Source organism: Psychrobacter sp. CX10 (assembly GCF_057621575.2).
The window spans coordinates 728,880-749,637 of sequence record NZ_CM177736.1 but is presented as its reverse complement, the minus strand read 5'-3'; the positions used below and the strand labels follow the sequence as shown (position 1 = coordinate 749,637).

Annotated in this window: 21 protein-coding genes, 2 other RNA genes and 1 pseudogene; 16 read left to right on the top strand and 8 right to left on the bottom strand. The window is 37.4% G+C overall.

Features of this window, described 5'->3' with window-relative positions; genetic code table 11:
- The first annotated feature begins 9 nt into the window (after positions 1-9).
- Positions 10-348 carry an ISC system 2Fe-2S type ferredoxin gene (gene fdx, locus AC21OH_RS03040; protein WP_486535341.1) on the top strand — a complete coding sequence of 113 codons (339 nt, stop codon included), beginning with the start codon at positions 10-12 and terminating at the stop codon, positions 346-348.
- A 77-nt stretch (positions 349-425) separates the two neighbouring features.
- Here the strand turns inward: fdx and AC21OH_RS03035 are convergent, their stop codons facing one another.
- The 5 genes from AC21OH_RS03035 to AC21OH_RS03015 all read right to left on the bottom strand — a co-directional run bounded on the left by AC21OH_RS03035 (position 426) and on the right by AC21OH_RS03015 (position 7,369).
- Positions 426-860 (bottom strand): HIT domain-containing protein, encoded by a 435-nt coding sequence (locus AC21OH_RS03035; protein ID WP_487370293.1) that lies wholly within the window; start codon positions 858-860, stop codon positions 426-428.
- 457 nt (positions 861-1,317) lie between these two features.
- The gene (locus tag AC21OH_RS03030; RefSeq protein WP_487370294.1) at positions 1,318-1,497 is read right to left on the bottom strand and encodes a hypothetical protein; all 180 of its coding nucleotides are present in this window, start codon (positions 1,495-1,497) and stop codon (positions 1,318-1,320) included.
- A 209-nt stretch (positions 1,498-1,706) separates the two neighbouring features.
- Positions 1,707-5,438 (bottom strand): transcription-repair coupling factor, encoded by a 3,732-nt coding sequence (mfd, locus tag AC21OH_RS03025; RefSeq protein WP_487370295.1) that lies wholly within the window; start codon positions 5,436-5,438, stop codon positions 1,707-1,709.
- Between the two features lie 565 nt (positions 5,439-6,003).
- Positions 6,004-6,519: a ribonuclease E activity regulator RraA gene (rraA, locus tag AC21OH_RS03020; protein WP_487370340.1), complete on the bottom strand. Its 516-nt coding sequence runs from the start codon at positions 6,517-6,519 to the stop codon at positions 6,004-6,006.
- 133 nt (positions 6,520-6,652) lie between these two features.
- Positions 6,653-7,369: an NAD-dependent epimerase/dehydratase family protein gene (locus tag AC21OH_RS03015; protein WP_487370296.1), complete on the bottom strand. Its 717-nt coding sequence runs from the start codon at positions 7,367-7,369 to the stop codon at positions 6,653-6,655.
- A gap of 444 nt (positions 7,370-7,813) precedes the next feature.
- Between AC21OH_RS03015 and rpsF the strand changes: the two genes are divergently transcribed.
- From rpsF to AC21OH_RS02970, 9 genes and pseudogenes are all read left to right on the top strand, one after another.
- Positions 7,814-8,203: a 30S ribosomal protein S6 gene (rpsF, locus tag AC21OH_RS03010; protein WP_486535346.1), complete on the top strand. Its 390-nt coding sequence runs from the start codon at positions 7,814-7,816 to the stop codon at positions 8,201-8,203.
- A gap of 26 nt (positions 8,204-8,229) precedes the next feature.
- Entirely contained in the window at positions 8,230-8,457 is a 228-nt protein-coding gene (gene rpsR, locus AC21OH_RS03005) for a 30S ribosomal protein S18 (RefSeq protein WP_007395263.1), read from the top strand.
- Between the two features lie 19 nt (positions 8,458-8,476).
- Positions 8,477-8,971 (top strand): annotated as a pseudogene (gene rplI, locus AC21OH_RS03000) (50S ribosomal protein L9); the annotation flags it as partial.
- A gap of 594 nt (positions 8,972-9,565) precedes the next feature.
- Positions 9,566-9,923, top strand: a transfer-messenger RNA (tmRNA) gene (gene ssrA, locus AC21OH_RS02995).
- A gap of 149 nt (positions 9,924-10,072) precedes the next feature.
- Entirely contained in the window at positions 10,073-11,308 is a 1,236-nt protein-coding gene (locus AC21OH_RS02990) for a tyrosine-type recombinase/integrase (protein ID WP_487370297.1), read from the top strand.
- A gap of 158 nt (positions 11,309-11,466) precedes the next feature.
- Complete coding sequence (locus AC21OH_RS02985) at positions 11,467-12,132, top strand: hypothetical protein (protein WP_487370298.1); 666 nt, start codon at positions 11,467-11,469, stop codon at positions 12,130-12,132.
- 151 nt (positions 12,133-12,283) lie between these two features.
- Positions 12,284-12,580: a helix-turn-helix transcriptional regulator gene (locus tag AC21OH_RS02980; protein ID WP_487370299.1), complete on the top strand. Its 297-nt coding sequence runs from the start codon at positions 12,284-12,286 to the stop codon at positions 12,578-12,580.
- A gap of 2 nt (positions 12,581-12,582) precedes the next feature.
- On the top strand, positions 12,583-12,864 hold the full coding sequence (locus AC21OH_RS02975) for a helix-turn-helix domain-containing protein (protein WP_487370300.1): 282 nt from the start codon (positions 12,583-12,585) through the stop codon (positions 12,862-12,864).
- A gap of 640 nt (positions 12,865-13,504) precedes the next feature.
- The gene (locus AC21OH_RS02970) at positions 13,505-14,074 is read left to right on the top strand and encodes a YagK/YfjJ domain-containing protein (RefSeq protein WP_487370301.1); all 570 of its coding nucleotides are present in this window, start codon (positions 13,505-13,507) and stop codon (positions 14,072-14,074) included.
- Positions 14,075-14,128: 54 nt separating this feature from the next.
- On the opposite strand, the gene AC21OH_RS02965 is transcribed toward AC21OH_RS02970, so the two are convergent.
- Positions 14,129-15,499, bottom strand: a complete 1,371-nt coding sequence (locus AC21OH_RS02965; protein ID WP_487370302.1) for an SNIPE associated domain-containing protein — start codon at positions 15,497-15,499, stop codon at positions 14,129-14,131.
- A 190-nt stretch (positions 15,500-15,689) separates the two neighbouring features.
- Here AC21OH_RS02965 and AC21OH_RS02960 point away from each other — a divergent pair, with 190 nt between their 5' ends.
- The 5 genes from AC21OH_RS02960 to AC21OH_RS02940 all read left to right on the top strand — a co-directional run bounded on the left by AC21OH_RS02960 (position 15,690) and on the right by AC21OH_RS02940 (position 17,619).
- Positions 15,690-16,190, top strand: a complete 501-nt coding sequence (locus tag AC21OH_RS02960) for a hypothetical protein (protein WP_487370303.1) — start codon at positions 15,690-15,692, stop codon at positions 16,188-16,190.
- Positions 16,191-16,192: 2 nt separating this feature from the next.
- Positions 16,193-16,450, top strand: a complete 258-nt coding sequence (locus AC21OH_RS02955) for a hypothetical protein (protein ID WP_487370304.1) — start codon at positions 16,193-16,195, stop codon at positions 16,448-16,450.
- Between the two features lie 2 nt (positions 16,451-16,452).
- Positions 16,453-16,680, top strand: coding sequence for a hypothetical protein (locus tag AC21OH_RS02950; protein ID WP_487370305.1), 228 nt, complete (start codon positions 16,453-16,455; stop codon positions 16,678-16,680).
- Positions 16,670-16,879, top strand: coding sequence for a hypothetical protein (locus tag AC21OH_RS02945; protein ID WP_487370306.1), 210 nt, complete (start codon positions 16,670-16,672; stop codon positions 16,877-16,879). The genes AC21OH_RS02950 and AC21OH_RS02945 overlap by 11 nt, the downstream gene beginning before the upstream one ends.
- Before the next feature lie 518 nt (positions 16,880-17,397).
- Positions 17,398-17,619 carry a hypothetical protein gene (locus AC21OH_RS02940; protein WP_487370307.1) on the top strand — a complete coding sequence of 74 codons (222 nt, stop codon included), beginning with the start codon at positions 17,398-17,400 and terminating at the stop codon, positions 17,617-17,619.
- 403 nt (positions 17,620-18,022) lie between these two features.
- On the opposite strand, the gene AC21OH_RS02935 is transcribed toward AC21OH_RS02940, so the two are convergent.
- Positions 18,023-19,210 carry a CinA family nicotinamide mononucleotide deamidase-related protein gene (locus tag AC21OH_RS02935; protein ID WP_487370308.1) on the bottom strand — a complete coding sequence of 396 codons (1,188 nt, stop codon included), beginning with the start codon at positions 19,208-19,210 and terminating at the stop codon, positions 18,023-18,025.
- A 363-nt stretch (positions 19,211-19,573) separates the two neighbouring features.
- Positions 19,574-19,670: signal recognition particle sRNA small type (ffs, locus tag AC21OH_RS02930), an RNA gene on the bottom strand.
- A 312-nt stretch (positions 19,671-19,982) separates the two neighbouring features.
- On the opposite strand from ffs, the gene AC21OH_RS02925 reads away from it, so the two are divergent.
- Complete coding sequence (locus AC21OH_RS02925) at positions 19,983-20,708, top strand: SIMPL domain-containing protein (protein WP_487370309.1); 726 nt, start codon at positions 19,983-19,985, stop codon at positions 20,706-20,708.
- Positions 20,709-20,758: the final 50 nt, after the last annotated feature.

The following is a 20,758-nucleotide window of genomic DNA, read 5'->3' as shown; positions in this document are numbered from 1 at the left end:
GATACTTTTATGCCTAAAATTACATTATTACCTCATCACGAAATATGCCCAGAAGGGGCGGAAGTAGAATTAGACAATGGACAAAACCTATGTAAAGGTCTTCTAGAAAAGGGATTTAAGATTGAACATGCCTGCGAGATGTCAAAAGCATGTACAACGTGTCACGTTGTGATTCGTAAGGGATTTAATAGCTTAGAAGAGATGGATGATATTGAAGCTGACTTACTTGATAGGGCTTGGGGACTCGAACCTGATTCACGCTTATCTTGTCAAGTTATCGTTGAAGACACTGACCTATTGATTGATATCCCCAAATACACACTTAATCATGCTAAAGAGAATCATTGATTACGTTAATTCATTAAAGTTATATAAATAAGACACCTCAAGGGTGTCTTTTTTTATTTTATATATGTCATTATCGGTTATGTCATTTGCCAATCAAAAGGCATATGATTATGTCCTCTTAAGGCCATCATTAGCGTTTGTTTCATGGCTAAGTATACTTCTTGAGTATAGGGTACGGATGGCGTTCCCCATACTGGATTAGGCCATGCTAAATCATTTTGAAAACGTACAATATGATGAAAATGAAGCTGAGGGACTTGGTTACCGAGTGCAGCCACATTCATCTTGTCTGCATTGAATGCCTTTGCTAATTGGCTTGATAGCCAGCTTGATTCACGTAAAAACTGAGCTTGATCTTCAGCTGATAGTTCATAAATTTCTTGTACTCCAGCAACTCTAGGTATCATAATCAACCAAGGAAACTGGCAGTCATTTATTAAACGACAAGTAGACAAAGGAAAGTCGCCTACTAAAAACGAGTCTTTGGCAAGTGTCGGATGAAGTTGAAACATATTTGCTCTCTGATTTTTATATAAATTATTTGTTAGCTATTTTATCAGGTATTGCCTAGATATTATAGATGTTGATAAGGTTTAATTGGGTTTACTTGGATGTGGCAGTCTATAATCAAAGAAGTCTAAAATGGTGACAATGCAACCGAGTGCAAGTACTACGCATGTAGAATTAGTGAGGTTAACGCCATAACCGTTTAGTAGTTCGCTAACTATATAAATAAACTCGTCAAATCTAAGCACATGGTCTAAAAAATAGCCACCGTCAGTTCCACATTTGAACGTTCAACAGACCCTAAGTCCATACACAAAAAAAACAGCCTTAAGGCTGCTTTACGAATAGGTATAGTTTTCAAATACCGTCTTAACTAGTCGTTCTTATTATTGTCCTTTTGTTCTAATAGTCATCCTTGGTATCGATTATAACTTTTAAACTGAGTTATTTATTAATTGTACATTACATTTCCACGGCGTCATCTGCCTCATCGTTACCCCATTCTGGCGAATTTAATTCTTCAAGTTCAATCGCAAAATGCACATTTCGTTTATTATTAATATATGGAGTGCTTGTAAATACGTTGCTATTGACGCCCCTGCTATTTATTACTTTAGGTCTTAATATTGTATACGAACTCACTTCTGCCTCCTTCACTATTTTATTTAGTGAAATATATACTAAATACAATAAATGACAACGCTATGAAGTATTGATGACAATTTTATGACTATCTAGGGTGTTCAATACAGCTGTCCTGATGAAGTTATGGCAATGTAGTGTGGTTAAGGCTATGAAGTTTGGCTATATAACCAAATTCAAAGTCAATTGACTGGTTGTGTAACCGACATCTACTCGTTGGATTTTTCATTGACGTTTTTGGAGAAGTGATTTAATAATTCGTGTACCACATCAATGCGCTTTTGAGGCGTATCGAGCTTATCAGGATTGGTATAGCGTATCCCTGATGCACCGTTCATGCGGTATCGATTACCATCTGACTGAATTAGTTTTATAATAGCCAGCGCTTGCACTGGCGTATCAGGAGCGAATTCTAGTGACACACTGTTTGTGGTTGCGTCTATTTTATTAATGGCTAATGGTTCAGCTTTAACGCGTAACTGATGAATCGCAAGGAGTTGTTTGGTTTGATCTGGTAACGCACCAAATCGATCAATCATCTCAGTACGAATATTTGTCAGGGTATCTTTATCCTCAGCATTACTGATACGTTTGTAGAACAATAAACGCTGCGGCACATCATTGACATAATCTTCAGGAATTAAAGCGGAACAATGTAGATTGATTTCGCTAGTGAGTGATAAAGGTGTATTAAGATCAGGCTCTTTCCCAGATTTAATGGCTTTAGTCGCCCGCTCTAACATATCCATGTACAAACTAAACCCAATAGCTTGCATGTTGCCACTTTGCTGTTTACCAAGTAACTCACCTGCACCGCGAATTTCAAGATCTTCACTTGCCAACATAAAGCCAGCACCTAGAGTATTTGCACGCTCCACCGCCATCAAACGTTTTCTGGCATCGCCCTTAAGCCCTTTCACCGATGGCACCAGTAAATAACAATATGCTTGATGATGGCTTCGTCCTACTCGCCCGCGCAGCTGATGTAGCTGAGCTAAACCAAATTTGTCAGCACGTTCTATAATTATGGTATTGGCATTGGGCACATCAATACCCGTTTCGATAATGGTAGTACATACCAATACGTTAAACTTTTTGTGATAAAACTGCTGCATCACTTGCTCAAGACCACGCTCGTTCATTTGACCGTGCGCAACCCCTACTCTTGCTTCAGGTACTAACTCACGAATGTTTTCAGCCATTCTCTCGATACTTGCGACGTCATTGTGCAGTAAATAGACCTGCCCGCCACGCAGCAATTCACGCAAGATGGCCTCTTTCATGAGTTGATCGGACTTTTGCATCACAAAAGTCTTAATAGACAGTCTTCGCGCTGGCGGCGTAGCTATGATTGACATATCACGCATACCTGTTAGGGCCATATTCAATGTTCGCGGTATGGGCGTCGCTGTCATGGATAGACTATCCACATCGCTTTGAATCGCTTTAATGCGCTCTTTGTGGCGCACCCCAAAGCGGTGCTCTTCATCGACAATCATCAATCCTAAATTGGCAAATTTTACATCTTTTTGCAGTAATTTATGCGTCCCGATAACAATGTCTACTTTTCCAGCTGCCAAATCTTCTAAAACTTTATCTTGATACTTTTTACCCCCAAATCTCGATAAAGTCTCGACTCTAATAGGCCAATCTGCAAAGCGGTCCTTAAAGTTGTCTTCATGCTGACCGGCAAGTAAGGTAGTCGGTACCAGTAACGCGACCTGATAACCACTATTTACTGCAATAAATGCCGCTCGCATGGCAACTTCGGTTTTACCAAAGCCGACATCGCCGCATATTAACCTATCCATAGGTTTGTTTTGCTTCATGTCATGCATTACTGCGCGAATAGCATTGGCCTGATCTGGTGTTTCTTCGAATGCAAACTGACTGGCAAACAGCTCATATTGATCTGTTTCAACCTTAAAATTAATTCCTTCTTTTGCTTGACGCCGAGCCTGCATATTAAGAAGCTCTGCTGCAACATCATGAATTTGTTCGAGCGCTTTTTGCTTGGCTTTATCCCATTTACCACTACCAATTTTATGCAGTGGTGCTAATGCTGGATCGCCGCCACTATATCGGCTAATGAGCTGTAGATTTGCGACAGGTACATAAATACTGGCATCGTCAGCATATTTAAGATGAATAAACTCTTGCTCACCCTCACCTGCATCAATGGTTATTAGACCATGATAACGCCCTATGCCCTGATTAATGTGTACAACTGGACTGCCCTCAGTCAGCTCAGTGACACTTTTGATCAAGAACTCTTCTGAGACATCACTTTGACGACGTCTACGCGTCTGTAATACTTGCCTACCAAAGAGCTGGGTTTCGCTAATGATAGAAAGCTCACCCTCTATCACTACCCCACGCTCTAAAGGTGCAATAGTTAAGCCAACAATGGGTTTAAGATCGAGGTCGTATTGCTGAGGTGACTTGTATAACGGACTGGTTAAAAATTCATGCAGATTATTAAATGTTTTGACATCCAGCTTACCTTTAAATAGCTCTAAAAGTATCTCACGGCGTCCCGCTGTTTCTGCGACGACTAATATTGGACGGCGTACATCTTGAGGGTTTGCACCATTTATACGCTGTCCAACATCTTCCCATGGCTCTGAGGCGTAGGCCAATAACTTAGCGAGCGGTTCGGCTTTTTGATGACTGACGGGCAGATCTGGGGGCATCTTAACTGGCAGCTTAACCTTACCACTTTGACTGTCATTTTCTGCGTCTAAATCCTGATGACTCAAGACAATACGCGAGTAGTCATTGAGCTTTTCGTTCAGTGCATTACTCGGTAAATACAAAAGAGCTGGGTTTAGAATAGGCTTATCGATATCATGGCGACGCTCTTCATAACGGCGCTGAATTTGAGACCAAAAGTCAGCTTGAGCTTCAGCAATATGCTCGTCTGCAATGAATAAAGCATCTTTTGGTAGGTATGAAAACAGATGACCAGTTTGAGACCAATCTTCAAGATCAAAGAATAAAGGCTGATAGTATTCAATGCCGCTACTGGCGATTCCTGCCATCACATCTTTATGTAGCTCAAACTTGCGGGCACTGGTTTTTGGAAACATGGCAGCGAAGTTGTTGCGGAAGGTATCTCGCCCTTCTTCAAGTGGAAACTCTTTTGCAGGTAATATCTGAAACTCAGTGATGGGCTTAGAAACATCGGGTAATTTATGGAGTAAAGACAATGATTCTACGGATAAATCGTGCTTGTTGGCACTGTCTGTATCTGAACGACTTGATACCAGCTCTACGAGGGTTTGGGTAGATAAGGTACGCTGGGTTTGCGGGTTAAAAAATCTTATGGTTTCGATTTCATTATCAAACAAATCTAGGCGTAGAGGAAAGGGCTGACCCATAGCAAATATATCTACCACACTACCGCGAACGGCAAACTCCCCTGGCTCAAACACATTGTCGACAGCTCGGTATCCTGCTGTAGCCAACATTTCACGCTGCGTTTCAATATCAAATACATCTCCGACACTGAGATCAAAGTGCTGCCCAATAAGCCAGCTTGGGGGTGCAACGCGGTGCATGAGGGTTTGAATACTGATGAGTAAAATACCCTCTTTTGGCATTTCGGTAAGTAGATTTATCCGTTCACTAACGATATCTTGATGCGGCGACAACTCATCATAGGTTAGGGTTTCCCAGTCTGGAAATACATAAGCATCTACGCCGCAAAAAGCCAGCTCTGTCTCAATTTGATTGAGCTGATTTTGATCTTTGGTCACCATGACCTTTAAGCGGTTTTCGACATTAGCCTCTGGGCAATCTGTTAGGCTTGCAAGCCACAAACTTCCCGCAGCAGCATGCGCAGGATATAGCCAACGCCTTTGTGCTGCTTTGATCGGAAATAGTTGTTTGTTGATGGGGGTAAATATATCAGTTAACGGATGCTTATGGTGTTTGGGCATAATGGTGAAATTTTTATCCTTAAGGGTAGCCGATCTTATTGATAGCCAATTTGTTAATTAGGGACACGCCCTAGACTCTTTTTTAAAGTGCTTACTTCAAACACTAATTTAAAGTGCTGACTTTTAGCGATGACTTTTAGCGCTAAATTATAGTGCTGACTTAAACGGCTGATTGTACGTACCGCCAGTTAATAGGTGGTGCGGTTTAGCCCTGATTGCAGCGGAAATACTTGGTAATGTCCTTGAGTGAAGCGCTAGTCTTAGCGCGTTATCGCGGTAGCAGGAACGCGATAAGATGTAGCGATTCACCAAGGACGAACCAAGATAGTAGCGTAAAGCAGGTATGGCTTCGTTCATACCTATTAAAGCTTCTAATTAAATTTTAATGGTTTTGGGTAATTGGTTCACAGTTATTTTCAATGAACTCATTGGAGCAGCTATTAGCGAATATATTAACCCATTTATGCTAAATCAATAGAACATTAAATGCCTTATCAAATTGTTAAAACGCCAACATAATTGACTTTATGTTAGCGTATATCGTTTTAACAACTATTATATGTCTTTAAAGTAAAGGTTTTTCGCTGGCTATAATGCCATTGTTATCGGTATATATGTACATTCCTGAGGTGAGTGTCAAATCACCAAAGCGTATTTCGATATCGGTTTGACCTTCACCGCGCCGAGTTGATTTTCGCGGAATACATCCTAGCGCTTTGACGCCAATATCCATTTGCGCCATATCATCGACATCACGTACACACCCATATACGATCACGCCTGCCCAGCCATTATCAATTGCTGATTGCGCTATCATATCGCCCAGCAGCGCACAGCGCATTGAGCCACCACCGTCTACTACTAAGACTTTCGCCTCGCCGTTGTCATCGCGCCCATCGCTATTTAAGAGCTCTTTGACGCGGCTGTTATCTTCAAAGCATTTGACTGTTACGATTTCACCGCAGAATTTGTCTTTACCGCCGAAGCTTTTAAAGGTTTTGCCTTCTATATTAGGCAAGCAAACTTGGCTTTGAGGGTTGGCATCTAATAAATCACAGGTTACAAAGTTGGTTTTGGTCATTTCAGTCATCGCTTTACCCTTTTAGTTAGACATCTTTTGGTTAGAGATAGTTTAGTTAGGCATGGTTTGGTATTTTATATATGGTTTGGTGATTTATATATGAACATAAGTTTAGTTATGTTGATAAATAAGCTTAAGACTTTATACGTGTCATCGCAAGCAGTTGTTTGTTTTCAATGATAGTTATCTTGTTTTTGACTTTTTCTTTATCTGTATATCCATCGACGTACTTATGACGATCGTATAATTGCTGGGCGCTTAATGCCATTGCTGCAGCAACCCGCTGTGCTTCAATAGGACGCGAACCAAAAGATTTTGACACCAAAGGTGAGACAAGCTTGAATGCAACTTGCGCAGAGTTCTCAAGCACCCGCCCTTTGTGCATACCCAATAGTAAGGAGGGGCGGAAAATAACTAGCTCTTTATATCCAAGTTGTTTTATTGACTCTTCAAGCTCACCTTTTACTTGATTATAAAAAAATCGACTGTTGGTATCTGCGCCTTTGGCAGATAGTAAATAAAATCGTTCCACGCCTTTATTGCAGCATAGCTTCGCAAACTGATAATTAAAACCATAATCAACGGCTTTGAACGCTTGCTCACTACCTGCAAGCCGTTTGGTGGTACCAAGACAGGTAAATGCATCAGTATTTGCACCGATATCGATGTTTGTCATGGTTTGTTCTAGGTTGCTAAAGTCGCCTAAATGATAATACTGCATATGGCTATCAATATGCTTCGGCGCAACTCTTGAGATGATAATTAAGCTGTCATACATTCGGCTCAAGTACTCAACCAAATGTTGCCCGACCAGACCTGTTGCGCCTATTAAAATGGCTTTTCGATTCATACCTTTTATAACCTATAATTTAGTTCTGTATATTAGTACTGAATAAATGCACAGCAAGAGCTGTTAATGATTCAATTTGAGTTAAACTAAGAGCTGATATTTAATAATTTTTGCAATTTTTATTTAAGTTATGACATACTCTAAACGCATTTTAGCATCGCCACAATCAGTTATTCATGTTTGCAATCTTTTGACACAAAGCTTGTCAATTTTGTGTACAAATGATATAATCCCGCGCTTTATAGCAAACTAGTCAAATAATAATTTATATGGCTCATTTTAAGTATCTTATTTTTAAGTTGCTTATTTAGTGGTTTAAATTTATTTAGCTGTAGATGTATTTTAATAAGTGGTGTAATTAAATTCACCCAAATTTGCATCTGCTATAAATCTCCTTGCTATTGACAATGGTGTCAATGGCTATTAATCCGTAAGGAGTCCTAAATGCGACATTACGAAGTGGTGCTTATCGTACACCCAGATCAAAGCGACCAAGTAGTAGGTATGGTTGAGCGATATATTAAATTAGTTCAAGACAATAGTGGTGTTGTACACCGTCTTGAAGATTGGGGCCGTCGTCAGTTGGCTTATCCAATCAACAAAATCCATAAAGCTCACTATGTATTATTCAATATTGAGTGTGATGGTGAAACTCTATCAGAGCTTGAAGAGCTATTCCGTTACAACGACGCGATTATCCGTAGTTTGGTTGTTCGTCGTGATGAAGCGATTACTGAGCCTTCGCAGTTAGCTAAAAGTGCTGACGAAAAACGCACTCGCAAATCGCCACGTGAAGACAATGAAAACGATCAGAACGCCGAGTCTGACGCATAATTTAAGCTCATTTAAGGAGAACACCCATGGCACGTTTTTATCGCCGTCGTAAATTTTGCCGTTTTACTGCTGAAGGTATCACTCACATCGACTATAAAGATGTTGAGCTATTAAAACAGTATATTAGTGACAATGGTAAAATTGTACCTAGCCGTATCACTGGTACTTCAAACAAGTATCAGCGTCAATTAGCAACTGCTATCAAACAAGCCCGTTATTTAGCATTGCTACCATACACTGACAACCATCAGTAAGCCAACTTAGGAGTGACTCATGCAAGTTATTTTATTACAGCGTATCGTCAACCTTGGTAAGCTTGGCGATACTGTTGATGTTAAATCAGGTTACGGTCGTAACTTTTTAATACCTCAAGGTAAAGCGTTACCTGCAACAGCTGCGAACGTTGAAAGATTTGAAGCACGTCGTGCTGAGCTTGAAGCCATTGAAGCTGAAGAAATTGCAGCTGCTAAAGAACGTGCGGATGCATTAACTGATGTTAATGTTATTATGCGCGCTAAGTCTGGTGAAGATGGTAAGTTATTCGGCTCTATAGGTACACGTGATATCGCTGATGCACTTACTAAATCAGGTCTTGAAGTTGACCGTTCTGAAGTTAAATTACCAGAAGGTACTTTACGTCAGATTGGTGAATACAAGGTTGATATCCAGCTTCACCATGACATCTTTGCTAATATCTTAGTAACCATTATGTCTGAAGATGGTCTTGCCGAAGCTGCAGCTGCTAAGAAAGAAGCTGACAGAAAGAAAGCTGAAGAAGCAGCCGCTAAGAAAGCTTCTGAAGAACCTGTTAACGAAGAAGCTGAAACTGCAGTAACTTCTAGCGAAGAGACTGAAGAAGAAGCTACCTCTACTGAAGAAGCTTCAGAATAATAAGAGTATTATAAAGCTTATAGTTTAGTAAAAAGTCAGCTTAGGCTGGCTTTTTTTATATCGTCATTTTAATACTGTAGTTAAAATAATCTAAAATAATTACTATGCAACCGAGTGCGAATACTATATTTAAAGAACTTTAAAGTAGTCACAAGGCAACCTAGAGCAAGTACTACTAGGGTAGGCTTAACGAGGTTAACACCGTGACTCTTTATAAGTTCGCCGACTATACTATATTAGGGCGAGTGAGGTTGCACCGTAACCGTTTAGTAGTTCGCTGACTATATTCTTATATAGAAGTTTTATACTAAAGGTCTTGATATTTCTTATTTAAGACTAATATATAAGTTGTGTGAGACGTTATACCTTATTATTAAATAAGTGCTTTTTAAGGACAGCATCCAATAAGACTCAATGGATCAAACTTGCTTAAAACACTGAAATATAGTATAATATGTCGTTCTATCAATTGGGGATGTTCTGGCTTCGACGCTGGTGATGAAACTCAATGATGCATGTCGAGAGTATATGTCCTCTCGTAAATCAAACATATATTGTTATAGTCGCAAACGACGAAACTTACGCTCTAGCAGCTTAAACCCTGCTTACTCCTCTGCCCTTTACCCATAGTGGGTTAGACGAGTTGAAGCGCACGCATATGGGTTCGCTTAAGCAACTGCCTTAGTTGTTTGGGTTCAAACTTAAAGGATCGCCCAATCCAACCTGACTGTCGGTTCGGTGCGGGCTAAAACTAAAGACAGACCCTAAACATGTAGACTCATGAGCGTAGTGCTGGCGGACGCGGGTTCAACTCCCGCCATCTCCACCATATTCTTAATCAAGGCTTACCGTAACATTCGGTAAGCCTTTTTTAATGGGCGTTTTAGAGGATTAGCGAATATATTGGGCTATGGTGTTACATATAGAATGTTGGTATATTTGTTGGTATAGATAGTCACAACATAGGAATATACCAACATGTCATTAACTCATACCTACATAAATAAATTAACACCAAGCGAAAAATGCACACCGAGCCGACCTGACAAGCATAGTGATGGTGATGGACTTCAATTGTGGGTAAGACACACAGGTAATAAAGTTTGGGTTAGCGCTTATAGATGGAATGGCAAACAGCAAAGCCTTACTTTAGGTAAATACCCTGCCCTATCATTGCAAAACGCTAGACAACAAAACCTTGAAATAAAAAAACAGATCGCTGATGGTATAAATCCAAAAGATCATAAAAAGGAACAGCAAGCCAGCCAAGATGGCTCAAAACTATTCGACACTATAGCTCAATCTTGGTATGCAGAGCGTAAAACATACTTAGCACCTAGTACCTTTAGCCGAAACTATTCAGCTTATGAACGTGATATTAAGTCTGCTATAGGTCACAAACTAATTGACGACATTACCTCTCCCGATGTTTTAGCAATTGGTAAAGCAGTTGAAGAAAGAGGTGCTAATGAAATGGCTAGACGAACCATAAGAGAAGTTGGTCAAATCTTTAAACACGCCATACGCACAGGTTTAGCAACTAGCAATCCAGCTAATGATTTAACTGAAGCTATCAAACCTCACCGCACAAAACACCATAGCCGAATAACTACACAACAACTCCCCAAGCTATTACAAGATATAGATGCTTATGATGGTGATGTATTGGTTAAGTATGGATTATGGTTTATGTGCTATACATTCCTTAGAACAAATGAGGTTAGATATCTTGAATGGCAGGATATCGACTTCACACGCAAACTAATAACCATACCTGCTGAAAAAATGAAAGCTAAACGGATACACCTTGTACCTTTAGCACCGCAAGTAATAGATTTGCTCAAAAAGATTAAAGAGTTAGGTTTCTCAGATCAATACGTTTTCTATAATCCATCGACACGTAAACCATATAGCCAAAATGCTTTTATAACTGCCTTATGGCGTTTGGGTTATAAAGGAAGAATGACTGGTCATGGCTTTAGAGGGCTTGCCAGCACCACGTTACATGAAAAAGAGTATATGCACGAAGCTATTGAGCTTCAACTTGCACATGATAGAGAAAACAAAATAAGCAAGGCATATAATGGCGCTCAACACCTGCCCTATCGCACTAAGATGATGAATGACTGGGCTAACTATGTTGACGATGCTTTTAACGGTAAGACTGATAATCTTATAGTCATGCCGAAGTCCAAAAAAATACAAAATGGCTAGATGACCAACTGACAAAACTGCCAAAACCCCAAATATGAGATAAATCTCACAACAGCTTGCAAGGCTAGGAGTAATTACCCGAAAGACTGCCATTTACACCTTTATGCAGTCACCGCCTTGCACCTTACTTTATCTAAAGGTGTGCTAAAGGTGAACTTATGTTCGATAAGCTATCTAAAGAAATAATTGAGCATACAAAGCTAGATAAAATTGGTTCTATACCATTTATATTTATAGTTGTTGCCCAAGCTCATTCAAATTGTACCTTCGGTGATTTAATAAACTTCTTAAAAGATATTCATAATTACATTGATGACTTTTATAACAAATACAGCGAGCATTCAGAACAAGAGCTGGAGATAATTTTTCATATACATATAGATGAGCTTATTGAAAGCACTACTAACGCTTTATGCAATAAATATGAAAAAGAATCTAAAGGAGTTATTGGGTTTACTTCATGGGTAGTTTATAGAGAACTAGCAAGACGAATGTTTATAAAGGGTTACTTTTTACGTGGAATAGACTGTTATGTGAAACAACAACAGGTCGAAGCGATTCTTAACTTTTCAATTGGTTTAGACTACGATGAAATTAAAGATAAAGCATTATCTAATAAAGGTACTAAAGCCGCTAACACTAGATGGAAACCTCGTAATGAGGAAACCGAACAGCTAAAACGAAAATATTTGAGAATTATGAGAGAAGGAAAACACCACACTATTGCTAGTGCTACTGACTATATCCATCTGAATGAAAACCCTGAAGGTAAAAAATATAGATGGATTTATGAAAAGCTTAGTGAAGCGTCAAAAGAAGATTAGCGTTTACAGAATGCAAGCATATTGTACATTCTTTAAGCATACTGTGCATTCTACTAGCAACATGATTTAACTGCCTTATGAATATACCTATCATTCCATACAAGCGGTAACTACAGATACCGTTAAATATAAACAGTATGGAGAGATATATATGAATAATCCTACCAATAGTAAAGTTATCGACTTTAATCAAAAATCAAATTGTGATGCTGAGCATTTATCACTAAGTAAATATGCAAAATACCTACCATCTCAAGGAATGAGCAGAGCAAAAGACATTCTGCCATTCTTACCTTTTAGCCGTACCACATTACACGAATGGAGTAATGATGGGCGCTTCCCTGCCAGCGTTAAGTTATCACCTACTATGGTGGCATGGCGTAATTCTGATGTTTTAGCATGGCTTGAGAGCCAACTGCCTACCTCAACTGATAAAGAGGAGGCTTAATCATGGATATTAAAACTAATAAAACTTTAAAAGTTAAAGAATATCTATTGTCTGGTAAGACCCTTACAGGGTTAGAATTGATGCTGGAATTTGGTTGCCTTGCGTATCGTGATGTGATTTATAGGCTCAGGAAACAAGGCTTAAATATCCAAAGTAGAATGGTAGTCAACAATGTTAAACATGCAGTTTATTGGATTGATACTGAAGATATAGAAAGATATAACAAGCGATTAAATAAAAATGATGGATTGTTAGAGGGAGTAGTTAATTATGGAGAAAAATAACCGCCCCTCAAACAATGTTCACAGCCGACCAAAGCAACGAACAAATATATTTAAACGCATTTTTAAAAACTATTCAACTTTCATACTGGTTATATTCATTGCATTACTAATGCTCATACTACCATCTTGCAAGCCAGCCCCTGTTTTAGTTACAAACTTCATTCAGGGGGTTGATCAATGAATATGCACAGATGCAAACGGTTTGATAGTTGCAACGCCCCTATATGCCCCTTAGATGATAATTACCAAAATAGAAAATATCTAAAAGGTGAACCAGTTTGCTTTTATCTTAGAGAAGCAGTAAAAGATAATGGCAAAGATAAAATAAGGGAGTCTATAGGCATATCAGGAAGTCTAAAGGTGTATTTATGCCTTGATACCCTGCTATCACCTCATAGACCCCCAAATTTTGGCAAATTAGCTAGGAAATTAAGGTTATCTATGACCACTAAAAGCCGTTTGAAAGTAAATGTTAATTGAGTTTACAACCGTAAACTAATGTCAATATTGTACCCTGAAATTTTAATTAATCACTGCCCCTTTAGCTAAGTCACCATATAGCTTTAGGGGTTAGGTAAATTATTAAAAACAGGTCGGTATTTCATATTATCTATTAGCATTTACTACATACAGGCTTAATATGAGGCAGATAACCTATAAAAACAGCATAGAGCTGAATGGGTTGAAGTTACCCATAAACGCCAATGGTTCATACGGCTGTTATGTTGAAATTTTAAAAGCATTATATGAACAAATGAATATAATGTTATCGAAACATAGCAGAATAATGTTTCTAAGAATTGACATAAGAATTTATGAATATACTGAAACTAATTCAGTGATGAGTAAATTTCTCAGACAGTTGAAAAAATGGTTTAGAAACAACTATAAAACTAGAGACATTGGTCATTTATGGGTAAGAGAGCAAAAAGACTCTGAAAAACAACATTATCACTTAATCCTTATGATTGACGCTAACAAGGTGATTTATCCCCAACGAATAATAGATCGCATTGATTATATGGCATCAATATATGATTTATCTGCTTACACACCTAAAAATTGTTATTACATAATTGCTAGAGGTGAACAAGATAAATTTAATCAAGCTTTTAAGCGTGGCAGTTACTTAGCTAAAGAGCGTAGTAAAGAGGAGAAGGGTAAGTTAGCTAACAACTATTCAGCCAGTAGAATTAAACTAAATAAATGAGGAAAACTTAATTGATAGTTCCTCATTTTTTTCATAATTATTTAAAATCTTATATTAGATTTCAGCTGGCAAATCTGAAGTTGATTCAAAACTTGTACTTTTTCTTAATGATAAGGATTCTTTAAATTCTCTAGCTTCAATTTCATCGATAAATTCAACATCAGGTTCTAGTTCCCAAACTTTTTCTTTAATTTCTTCAAGAGTTACATTGAAAAATTCTTTTCTGAAATTGACTAAATTCAGTCTTTTATCTGCAAACTCTCTTTGAATTGTTGCTTCTAAAGCTGGTGCATCTTCACTAAATATCATTGCGTGAACATCAAAATAGAAAGGTACACTTGCATCACCAAGCTCTTTTACTCTATCCATTGGTTCCAATCTTCTTGTCATTCCAATTTTATAAACATTTTCTCCAAATGATCCTACATTAGATATAACGTACACATATCCTAATTTAGTTTGTTCTGCCATTGCTTTAACTCTATCGTGTTCTTTCTGCATGTCCTTAAGTTCATCTCCAAGTTGGGCTATTTCTGCTTTCAGCCTTTCAAGTTCTTCGCCTTGTGAATGCTTTGCTTTTTCTTGAATCTTACTTAATAAGTCTTCCAATTTTTTCTCTTCAGCTAAAGCTCTTTCTGCTTCTTTCTTTAACTTTTCTTCCTCACGCTCTAATCTACGCAATTCGGCCTGTTCTTCTTTTTCAATTTGTCGCTTCTCTTTATATTCATGTGCTAGATATAGTTCATTAAGTTTTAATTTTAAATACGGATGAGAAATATATATTTTATTGGTCTCGTTTAGCTTATTAATAGCTTCGAATGCTTTTTTAATCCTTTTTTCCATTCTTTCAATATTATTCCAAGACACATTAGCAATTGCTGCATCGCATTCATTGTTAAATGCTCTAGCAGTTAAACGAATGCCCCTATTAGTCATTTTACGCCCTTCAGCCTTGCTACCACTAACTTGCCATTCAATTGTGCAAGTAATAGCTGACTTATCTCTAATCATTTCTTTCTGTTTTTCTTTAACCTCTTTTATTTTATTCTTATATGATTCTGAAACATCAAAATCAAAATGAGGTTCATATAGCCCCATCTCAGCAAAGTCTAAACGTTCATCAAAGATAGCTACTTTGTGTATTAATTCATCATATAGAGTTCGCTTTTCTGTATAATTTTCCTTGAGTTTTGCGATTTCAAAATTAATTTTTTCTAATTCTGCTTTTGAGTTATCTACTGCTGAATCAACGTCAATGATTTTTGAATACTTCTCTTCGTATTCTTCTATTTTTTTCTTTGCATTAATCCATTTGTAAAGCAAAACACCAATGATAAGAACTATAGCTAATTGAGGGATATACAATATTATTGTCAAGGTTAGAATAACTGCCAAAGAAACCAACAGTATTTTTTTAATATTCATAGTGAGACTCATTTTTTAAATTATCTTACCGTATAACTCATAAATAGAATATGCAAGAAAGTGTAACGAATGTCAAAATTAATAAACAATAAACCTTTATTAAGTTTATAGAATTTATTAAATCATTATAGGAAAAAATTAAAACTAAAATGTTATAATATAACTAAACTTTCTAATGATTTAGATATTAATGCCTATATTAGCTACTGCTCACAGTCTCAGAGACTACCCCAGACTATCAATTAGCAGATATAGAGATCAATTGAGAGTATCGGATAAAGTATCTGCTATTACCTTAAACTACTCTTACAAACAGCAAAATTATCAATATGATCTACCAGTGACAACGACACAGCCAAATTATGGCGGTAAGCGTTACTGGTGGCAGTGCCCTAAGTGTTTTAAGCGTGTCAGTGTGCTTTATTGTGCTGGTATATACGTCTGTAGACACTGCATAGGTGCTAACTATCAAACACAGCTTATACAGCCCATTGATAGGTATTTTAAGCGTATAGCAGAGCTTAGAAAGCGTTTAGGCTGGCAAGGTGGGCTTGCACATGGCATAGGAGATAGACCTCGTTATATGCACCAAAAAACATACGATAGATTATTGAATGAATATCATACGGTGGCTAAACAAGCGATAAATGCCACGCTTGCCTATTTACCAAACAATGAGACGAATGAATGAGAATGCCAGATTTAAACGACTTGATACAGGATTTACAGCTTGCCAAAGATATAGCCATTAAGAATGAGAACGTGAATGGTTTGGTTAATGCTACTATGACCCAAGCTAAGTTATTAGGACTGGCAAATCCAAATCCAGTTAATCCATCGGATAATGACATTCAGAGTGTGTCAAATCTGATGGACGAAATAGCAGAGGATAATATAAAAGTCATTAGGACGATAGTTGACCCAGTGAACAACACAACACAGAGTTATTAAATATGACCGTTAACGATCTTATAGCAGAATTAGACGATGCAAGGCAGATAGCCAAAGACACTGGCAAGGCTACTGCTATGATCAGTGCTACTATGAGTAAGGCTAAATTATTTGGGCTGGATAATGGAGTTATTGAAGATGAGGAAGTCCAGCCTGTTAAAGTCGTTATCCAAGTGGAGGATGCAAGAATAAACCCTGATGGACAAAAAGAGGTAAGTTATGAGCAGTAGATTAAGAGATGAAATCACACTCGATACAGTCCTACAGGAAATAGATCAAATAAGACAATTAGCACTTACAGAAAACGATTATAAAACAGCGTTAAGTTGTACTATGAGTAAATGCAAGTTACTAGGTGGTGGCACTGCATTGGAGCAACGAGAGAAATATAACAATGACCCAGTGCTTAAAAAGATAATGGAATTTTGATAATTTTCGGACACGTTAGGGAGAGGTGGTAAAAAAGTTTAAAAGTTAGCATCAAAGTACCGCCCACTTGCACAAATATTCATAGTCGCAAAATTAAAAGCTTTGGTAACTTACTAATAAGCTTATAAAGCACTTCATTAATGGATTTTTTTACAGTATAAAAAGAGGTTTTTGGAACAGTACGCACACGCACGTGAACAGTCATATCAAGGTAATATTGTAGGCGTATCATCTGATGACTTAAGAGTCAGTTAACTGCATGGTAATTAACTCCACACAGATGCAAATTATTTAGCATTTGAAATGCAGAATTACCTATCATGTATTTAAGGCTCACATTTAAAATGAAACTACAGCTCGCTTGCCAACAACTAACCATATTTTGAATAAACAATACTGATGCAACTATGGCGACATATAACCACAGAATAGCGATTAAGACCTGTAAGAACTTCAATTATCGCCACTATCCGAGGCTTATACAGTGCTGTAATGAGGTTATAAAGAACTATAGCGTAATGAGCCTTGATATAGTCATAGGTAAAGATACCAAAGCGAACAGATGGGCTCGCCGTTATGCTGGTGTCGCTCAAAAGAGAGTTATAACAGTGGACACCCCACAGCAACTTATTGAAGATAGCGATTGTCTTATTCTGTTTGGTAGAGATGCTTTATTGGATAAGTTAGAAGCAATGGCAGTTAACCAAAATGTGATAGTTTATAAATTCGATCTGTATTGATTATCAAATTACAATCAGTAACAATTCTATTCTGATGTAAAATTACAGATTATTTTAAGCTAAAAACTGATGGTAACTTTTTTTATTGTTGGTATATTTGTTGGTATAAAATAAATTTAAATTAATAAATACCTTTAATATCAATATCTTAGTTATTAAGTTTAGTTTCCGCCATCTCCACCATATTCTTAAAAGCTTGTCACATTAATGTGGCAAGCTTTTTTTATGTTTATACTATAATCTGCTTTAATAACGTATCTACTCTAACCTCTCGTATGTTCGAAATTTCCGTTATGAGTTCGACATTCTGACATTTTGAAGTGTTGATGCAACTTAAAGAGTTGATGCAACTTAAAGTCTTGATGCATTTTAAAACGTTGATGTAAATTAAAGGGTTGATGTATCACTGCTCTTTTAATTGTTTGATGAACATAAATAATGCCGTTTTAGCCGCTCGTATTTGAACTGCTTGTCTATCTCCGATAAAGGTTCTTTCAATAACTGTCACTTGGTTGTTAATACACAAAGCAATAAAGAACCGTTTCTTTGGGCGACCAGATGCTGTCACTGATGTTTGAGAGACTTTGCAATGTAATAAACCCAAACCATTTTCTAACTGGTGTTGGTTAATAAATTCTATAAACTGACTTTTTGCCAATGCTGGCGTGATATTCATTTTTTCAGTTTTGGTAGTGCTAACTAATAAATTCTCATAGGTGGCGTCCGTACTTAAGATTCTATGACTCAAGTAAGCACTGGTGTTAATTTCAATAACCCCAAAGTTATCAATCTGTATTTGACCTAATACCTGTTCAAGTGACTCATTTTGTTCACTATACAGATAGTTACCCAATAACTCCTTTATCTGACTTACGATTGGTTTAATATCCTTTTCTGCGTGTTCAGCACTCTGTGATTTAACTGACAACCGAACTGTAATCTCACCTATACCGGCATAAGGGGCAATTGATACCTCTTTTTGGTGTTTAATTAAATCTTTTAGAGTATTCTCCACAGCAGACTCACCGATATTGCCAAACTTAAGATACTTTGAATAAAGCTTTTTTCGCTTGCCAAGTAAGTTATCAATATAAGGCTTAAGCGCACACTCAAACATTACTTTCATTTCTCTAGGTGGGCCTGGTATCACTGCAAAATAGGTGCCTTGGTATTGATGAACAAAGCCCACAGCAAGTCCAACTTCGTTATTAAGTATATGACTGCCTTTAATAATATTGGCTTGTCTTTTATTAGAGGCGATTAGTGACTTACCCCCGCCTTTAAACAATTCAAGGATTTTGTGTTCCGCTGCTTTATCGATAATCAGATTAGAGTTCGTAAATTCGGCGATAGCGTCTTTGGTTAAATCATCTTCAGTTGGGCCCAAACCTCCACAGCAAACTACTAGGTCTGAACGCTTACTGGCGATGCTCAGCGCCTCTTTAACGCGGATCATATTATCACCTACCACGCCTTGAAAGTAGACATCCACGCCCAAATCTGCCAATTCTTTAGCCATATATTGAGCATTGGTATTCACAATTTGACCAATTAATATCTCAGTTCCAATGGCGATAATCTCGGCTTTCATAGCAGTCACCTTTTTTATAATTTTTATAACTTACGAATTGATCAAGGATTAGTTAATAAACAACTTGAGAACCTATTAATACCACAGTGCTTAATCAATAGCTTATGATTCAGTCAATAGCCTATGATTCAATTAATTACTTATGACTTTCCAAAACTTATTGAGGAATCGATATTATCTAACGATTCAATATAACTCATATAGTGTAAGCACTTATCATAGCAATCAATAAACTATACATTGTGTAGTAATCATCTAAATTGTGCAAAAAAAAGTCTGACACTTTATAGTGGCAGACCATCATGACTCATAAACTTTATAAAACAATAACTATGAATAGATTTTAGACATAAAAAATGATGGCCCCATCAGCACATCCTCGGCACACAATATATCTACTACCGTTGCTACCTTCCGGTCCTGGCGGGGTTCGTAGTACACTGTTGCGAGGCTACCAATGGAGCCACCAAACACGTATTATACCTAAACTTTCATTGTTTTCAAGTAGATTCGAATTAATAGTAACCCTTATTGACTAAGCATCATTTATGTAAAGTATCATTGATGTAGTGAAGTTGCGCGTTTTGGAATAATTAAATTTCAGTTTTTTATTGAAACAATATTCACAGGTTTAGAACTTACGGCAATATTTAAAACTGCTACTATTTAGTTGGTATGTTTATAAGTGGCAATACTAATATTCCTAATAAACTAGTATAGTTAAATAAACCAATTCATTAATATAATAACTTTACGGGTAAGGATTCACTCTATGTTTAAATCAATGTCTAAAACGCTAACTAAAGCCAGCTTATTGTCATTAATCGGTTGTGCTGCATCAATCACTCAAGTTGCGCATGCAGAACCCAATGGCTACAATCAAATCAGCTTTGATGTAGAAGCGAGACAAGAGGTCGAAAATGATGAAGTAACGGCTACTTTATCCAAACAAGTACAATCCTCTGACCCAAATCTACTAGCTACCCAGTTAAATACCGCTATTAATCAAGCACTTAATATCGCCAAACGCTACCCTACCGTGACTGCAACTACCGGTCAACAAAATAACCATCCAATATATAATAAAGATGGCAAAATAACGGGCTGGACAGGCTCTGTCAGTATTGATTTAAATAGCAACGACTTTACTAGCACTAGCGAGCTAATTTCTAAATTACAAAATACCTTAGTCATCCAAAATATTAACTTTGGCGTCTCTGAGAACAAACAAAAACAAATAGAACAGGCGTTAATCAAAAAAGCATCACTGCAATTTAAAGAGCAAGCGAAATCTTTAACTGAAACTTGGGATATGAGCGGGTATCAAATCGTCAATGTTTCTCTTAATACCAATGGTGGTTATCAGCCACGTCCGGTAATGATGATGCGCGAATCTTCTTTTAAAGGTAGTGTACCCGCTCAAAACTTTGAAGGCGGTAATACTAAGCTGAGCGTTACTGCTAGCGGTACGATTGAGCTCATACCTTGGATGAAGTAATTGAGCGTTAAAGATTAATAAAAAAAATCCCTGACTTTTAGTCAGGGATT

Excerpts from the sequence above, each read along its gene's own strand:
- AC21OH_RS02965 (WP_487370302.1), bottom strand. The coding sequence starts at position 15,499 with ATGAATATTAAAAAAATACTGTTGGTTTCTTTGGCAGTTATTCTAACC.
- AC21OH_RS02950 (WP_487370305.1), top strand. The coding sequence starts at position 16,453 with ATGACCGTTAACGATCTTATAGCAGAATTAGACGATGCAAGGCAGATA.
- AC21OH_RS02960 (WP_487370303.1), top strand. The coding sequence starts at position 15,690 with ATGCCTATATTAGCTACTGCTCACAGTCTCAGAGACTACCCCAGACTA.
- rraA (WP_487370340.1), bottom strand. The coding sequence starts at position 6,519 with ATGACCAAAACCAACTTTGTAACCTGTGATTTATTAGATGCCAACCCT.
- AC21OH_RS02985 (WP_487370298.1), top strand. The coding sequence starts at position 11,467 with ATGTTCGATAAGCTATCTAAAGAAATAATTGAGCATACAAAGCTAGAT.
- AC21OH_RS02970 (WP_487370301.1), top strand. The coding sequence starts at position 13,505 with ATGAGGCAGATAACCTATAAAAACAGCATAGAGCTGAATGGGTTGAAG.
- rpsR (WP_007395263.1), top strand. The coding sequence starts at position 8,230 with ATGGCACGTTTTTATCGCCGTCGTAAATTTTGCCGTTTTACTGCTGAA.
- mfd (WP_487370295.1), bottom strand. The coding sequence starts at position 5,438 with ATGCCCAAACACCATAAGCATCCGTTAACTGATATATTTACCCCCATC.
- AC21OH_RS02975 (WP_487370300.1), top strand. The coding sequence starts at position 12,583 with ATGGATATTAAAACTAATAAAACTTTAAAAGTTAAAGAATATCTATTG.
- AC21OH_RS02940 (WP_487370307.1), top strand. The coding sequence starts at position 17,398 with ATGAGCCTTGATATAGTCATAGGTAAAGATACCAAAGCGAACAGATGG.
- AC21OH_RS02935 (WP_487370308.1), bottom strand. The coding sequence starts at position 19,210 with ATGAAAGCCGAGATTATCGCCATTGGAACTGAGATATTAATTGGTCAA.
- AC21OH_RS02980 (WP_487370299.1), top strand. The coding sequence starts at position 12,284 with ATGAATAATCCTACCAATAGTAAAGTTATCGACTTTAATCAAAAATCA.
- fdx (WP_486535341.1), top strand. The coding sequence starts at position 10 with ATGCCTAAAATTACATTATTACCTCATCACGAAATATGCCCAGAAGGG.
- AC21OH_RS02955 (WP_487370304.1), top strand. The coding sequence starts at position 16,193 with ATGCCAGATTTAAACGACTTGATACAGGATTTACAGCTTGCCAAAGAT.
- AC21OH_RS03015 (WP_487370296.1), bottom strand. The coding sequence starts at position 7,369 with ATGAATCGAAAAGCCATTTTAATAGGCGCAACAGGTCTGGTCGGGCAA.
- AC21OH_RS02945 (WP_487370306.1), top strand. The coding sequence starts at position 16,670 with ATGAGCAGTAGATTAAGAGATGAAATCACACTCGATACAGTCCTACAG.
- AC21OH_RS02925 (WP_487370309.1), top strand. The coding sequence starts at position 19,983 with ATGTTTAAATCAATGTCTAAAACGCTAACTAAAGCCAGCTTATTGTCA.
- AC21OH_RS03035 (WP_487370293.1), bottom strand. The coding sequence starts at position 860 with ATGTTTCAACTTCATCCGACACTTGCCAAAGACTCGTTTTTAGTAGGC.
- rpsF (WP_486535346.1), top strand. The coding sequence starts at position 7,814 with ATGCGACATTACGAAGTGGTGCTTATCGTACACCCAGATCAAAGCGAC.
- AC21OH_RS02990 (WP_487370297.1), top strand. The coding sequence starts at position 10,073 with ATGTCATTAACTCATACCTACATAAATAAATTAACACCAAGCGAAAAA.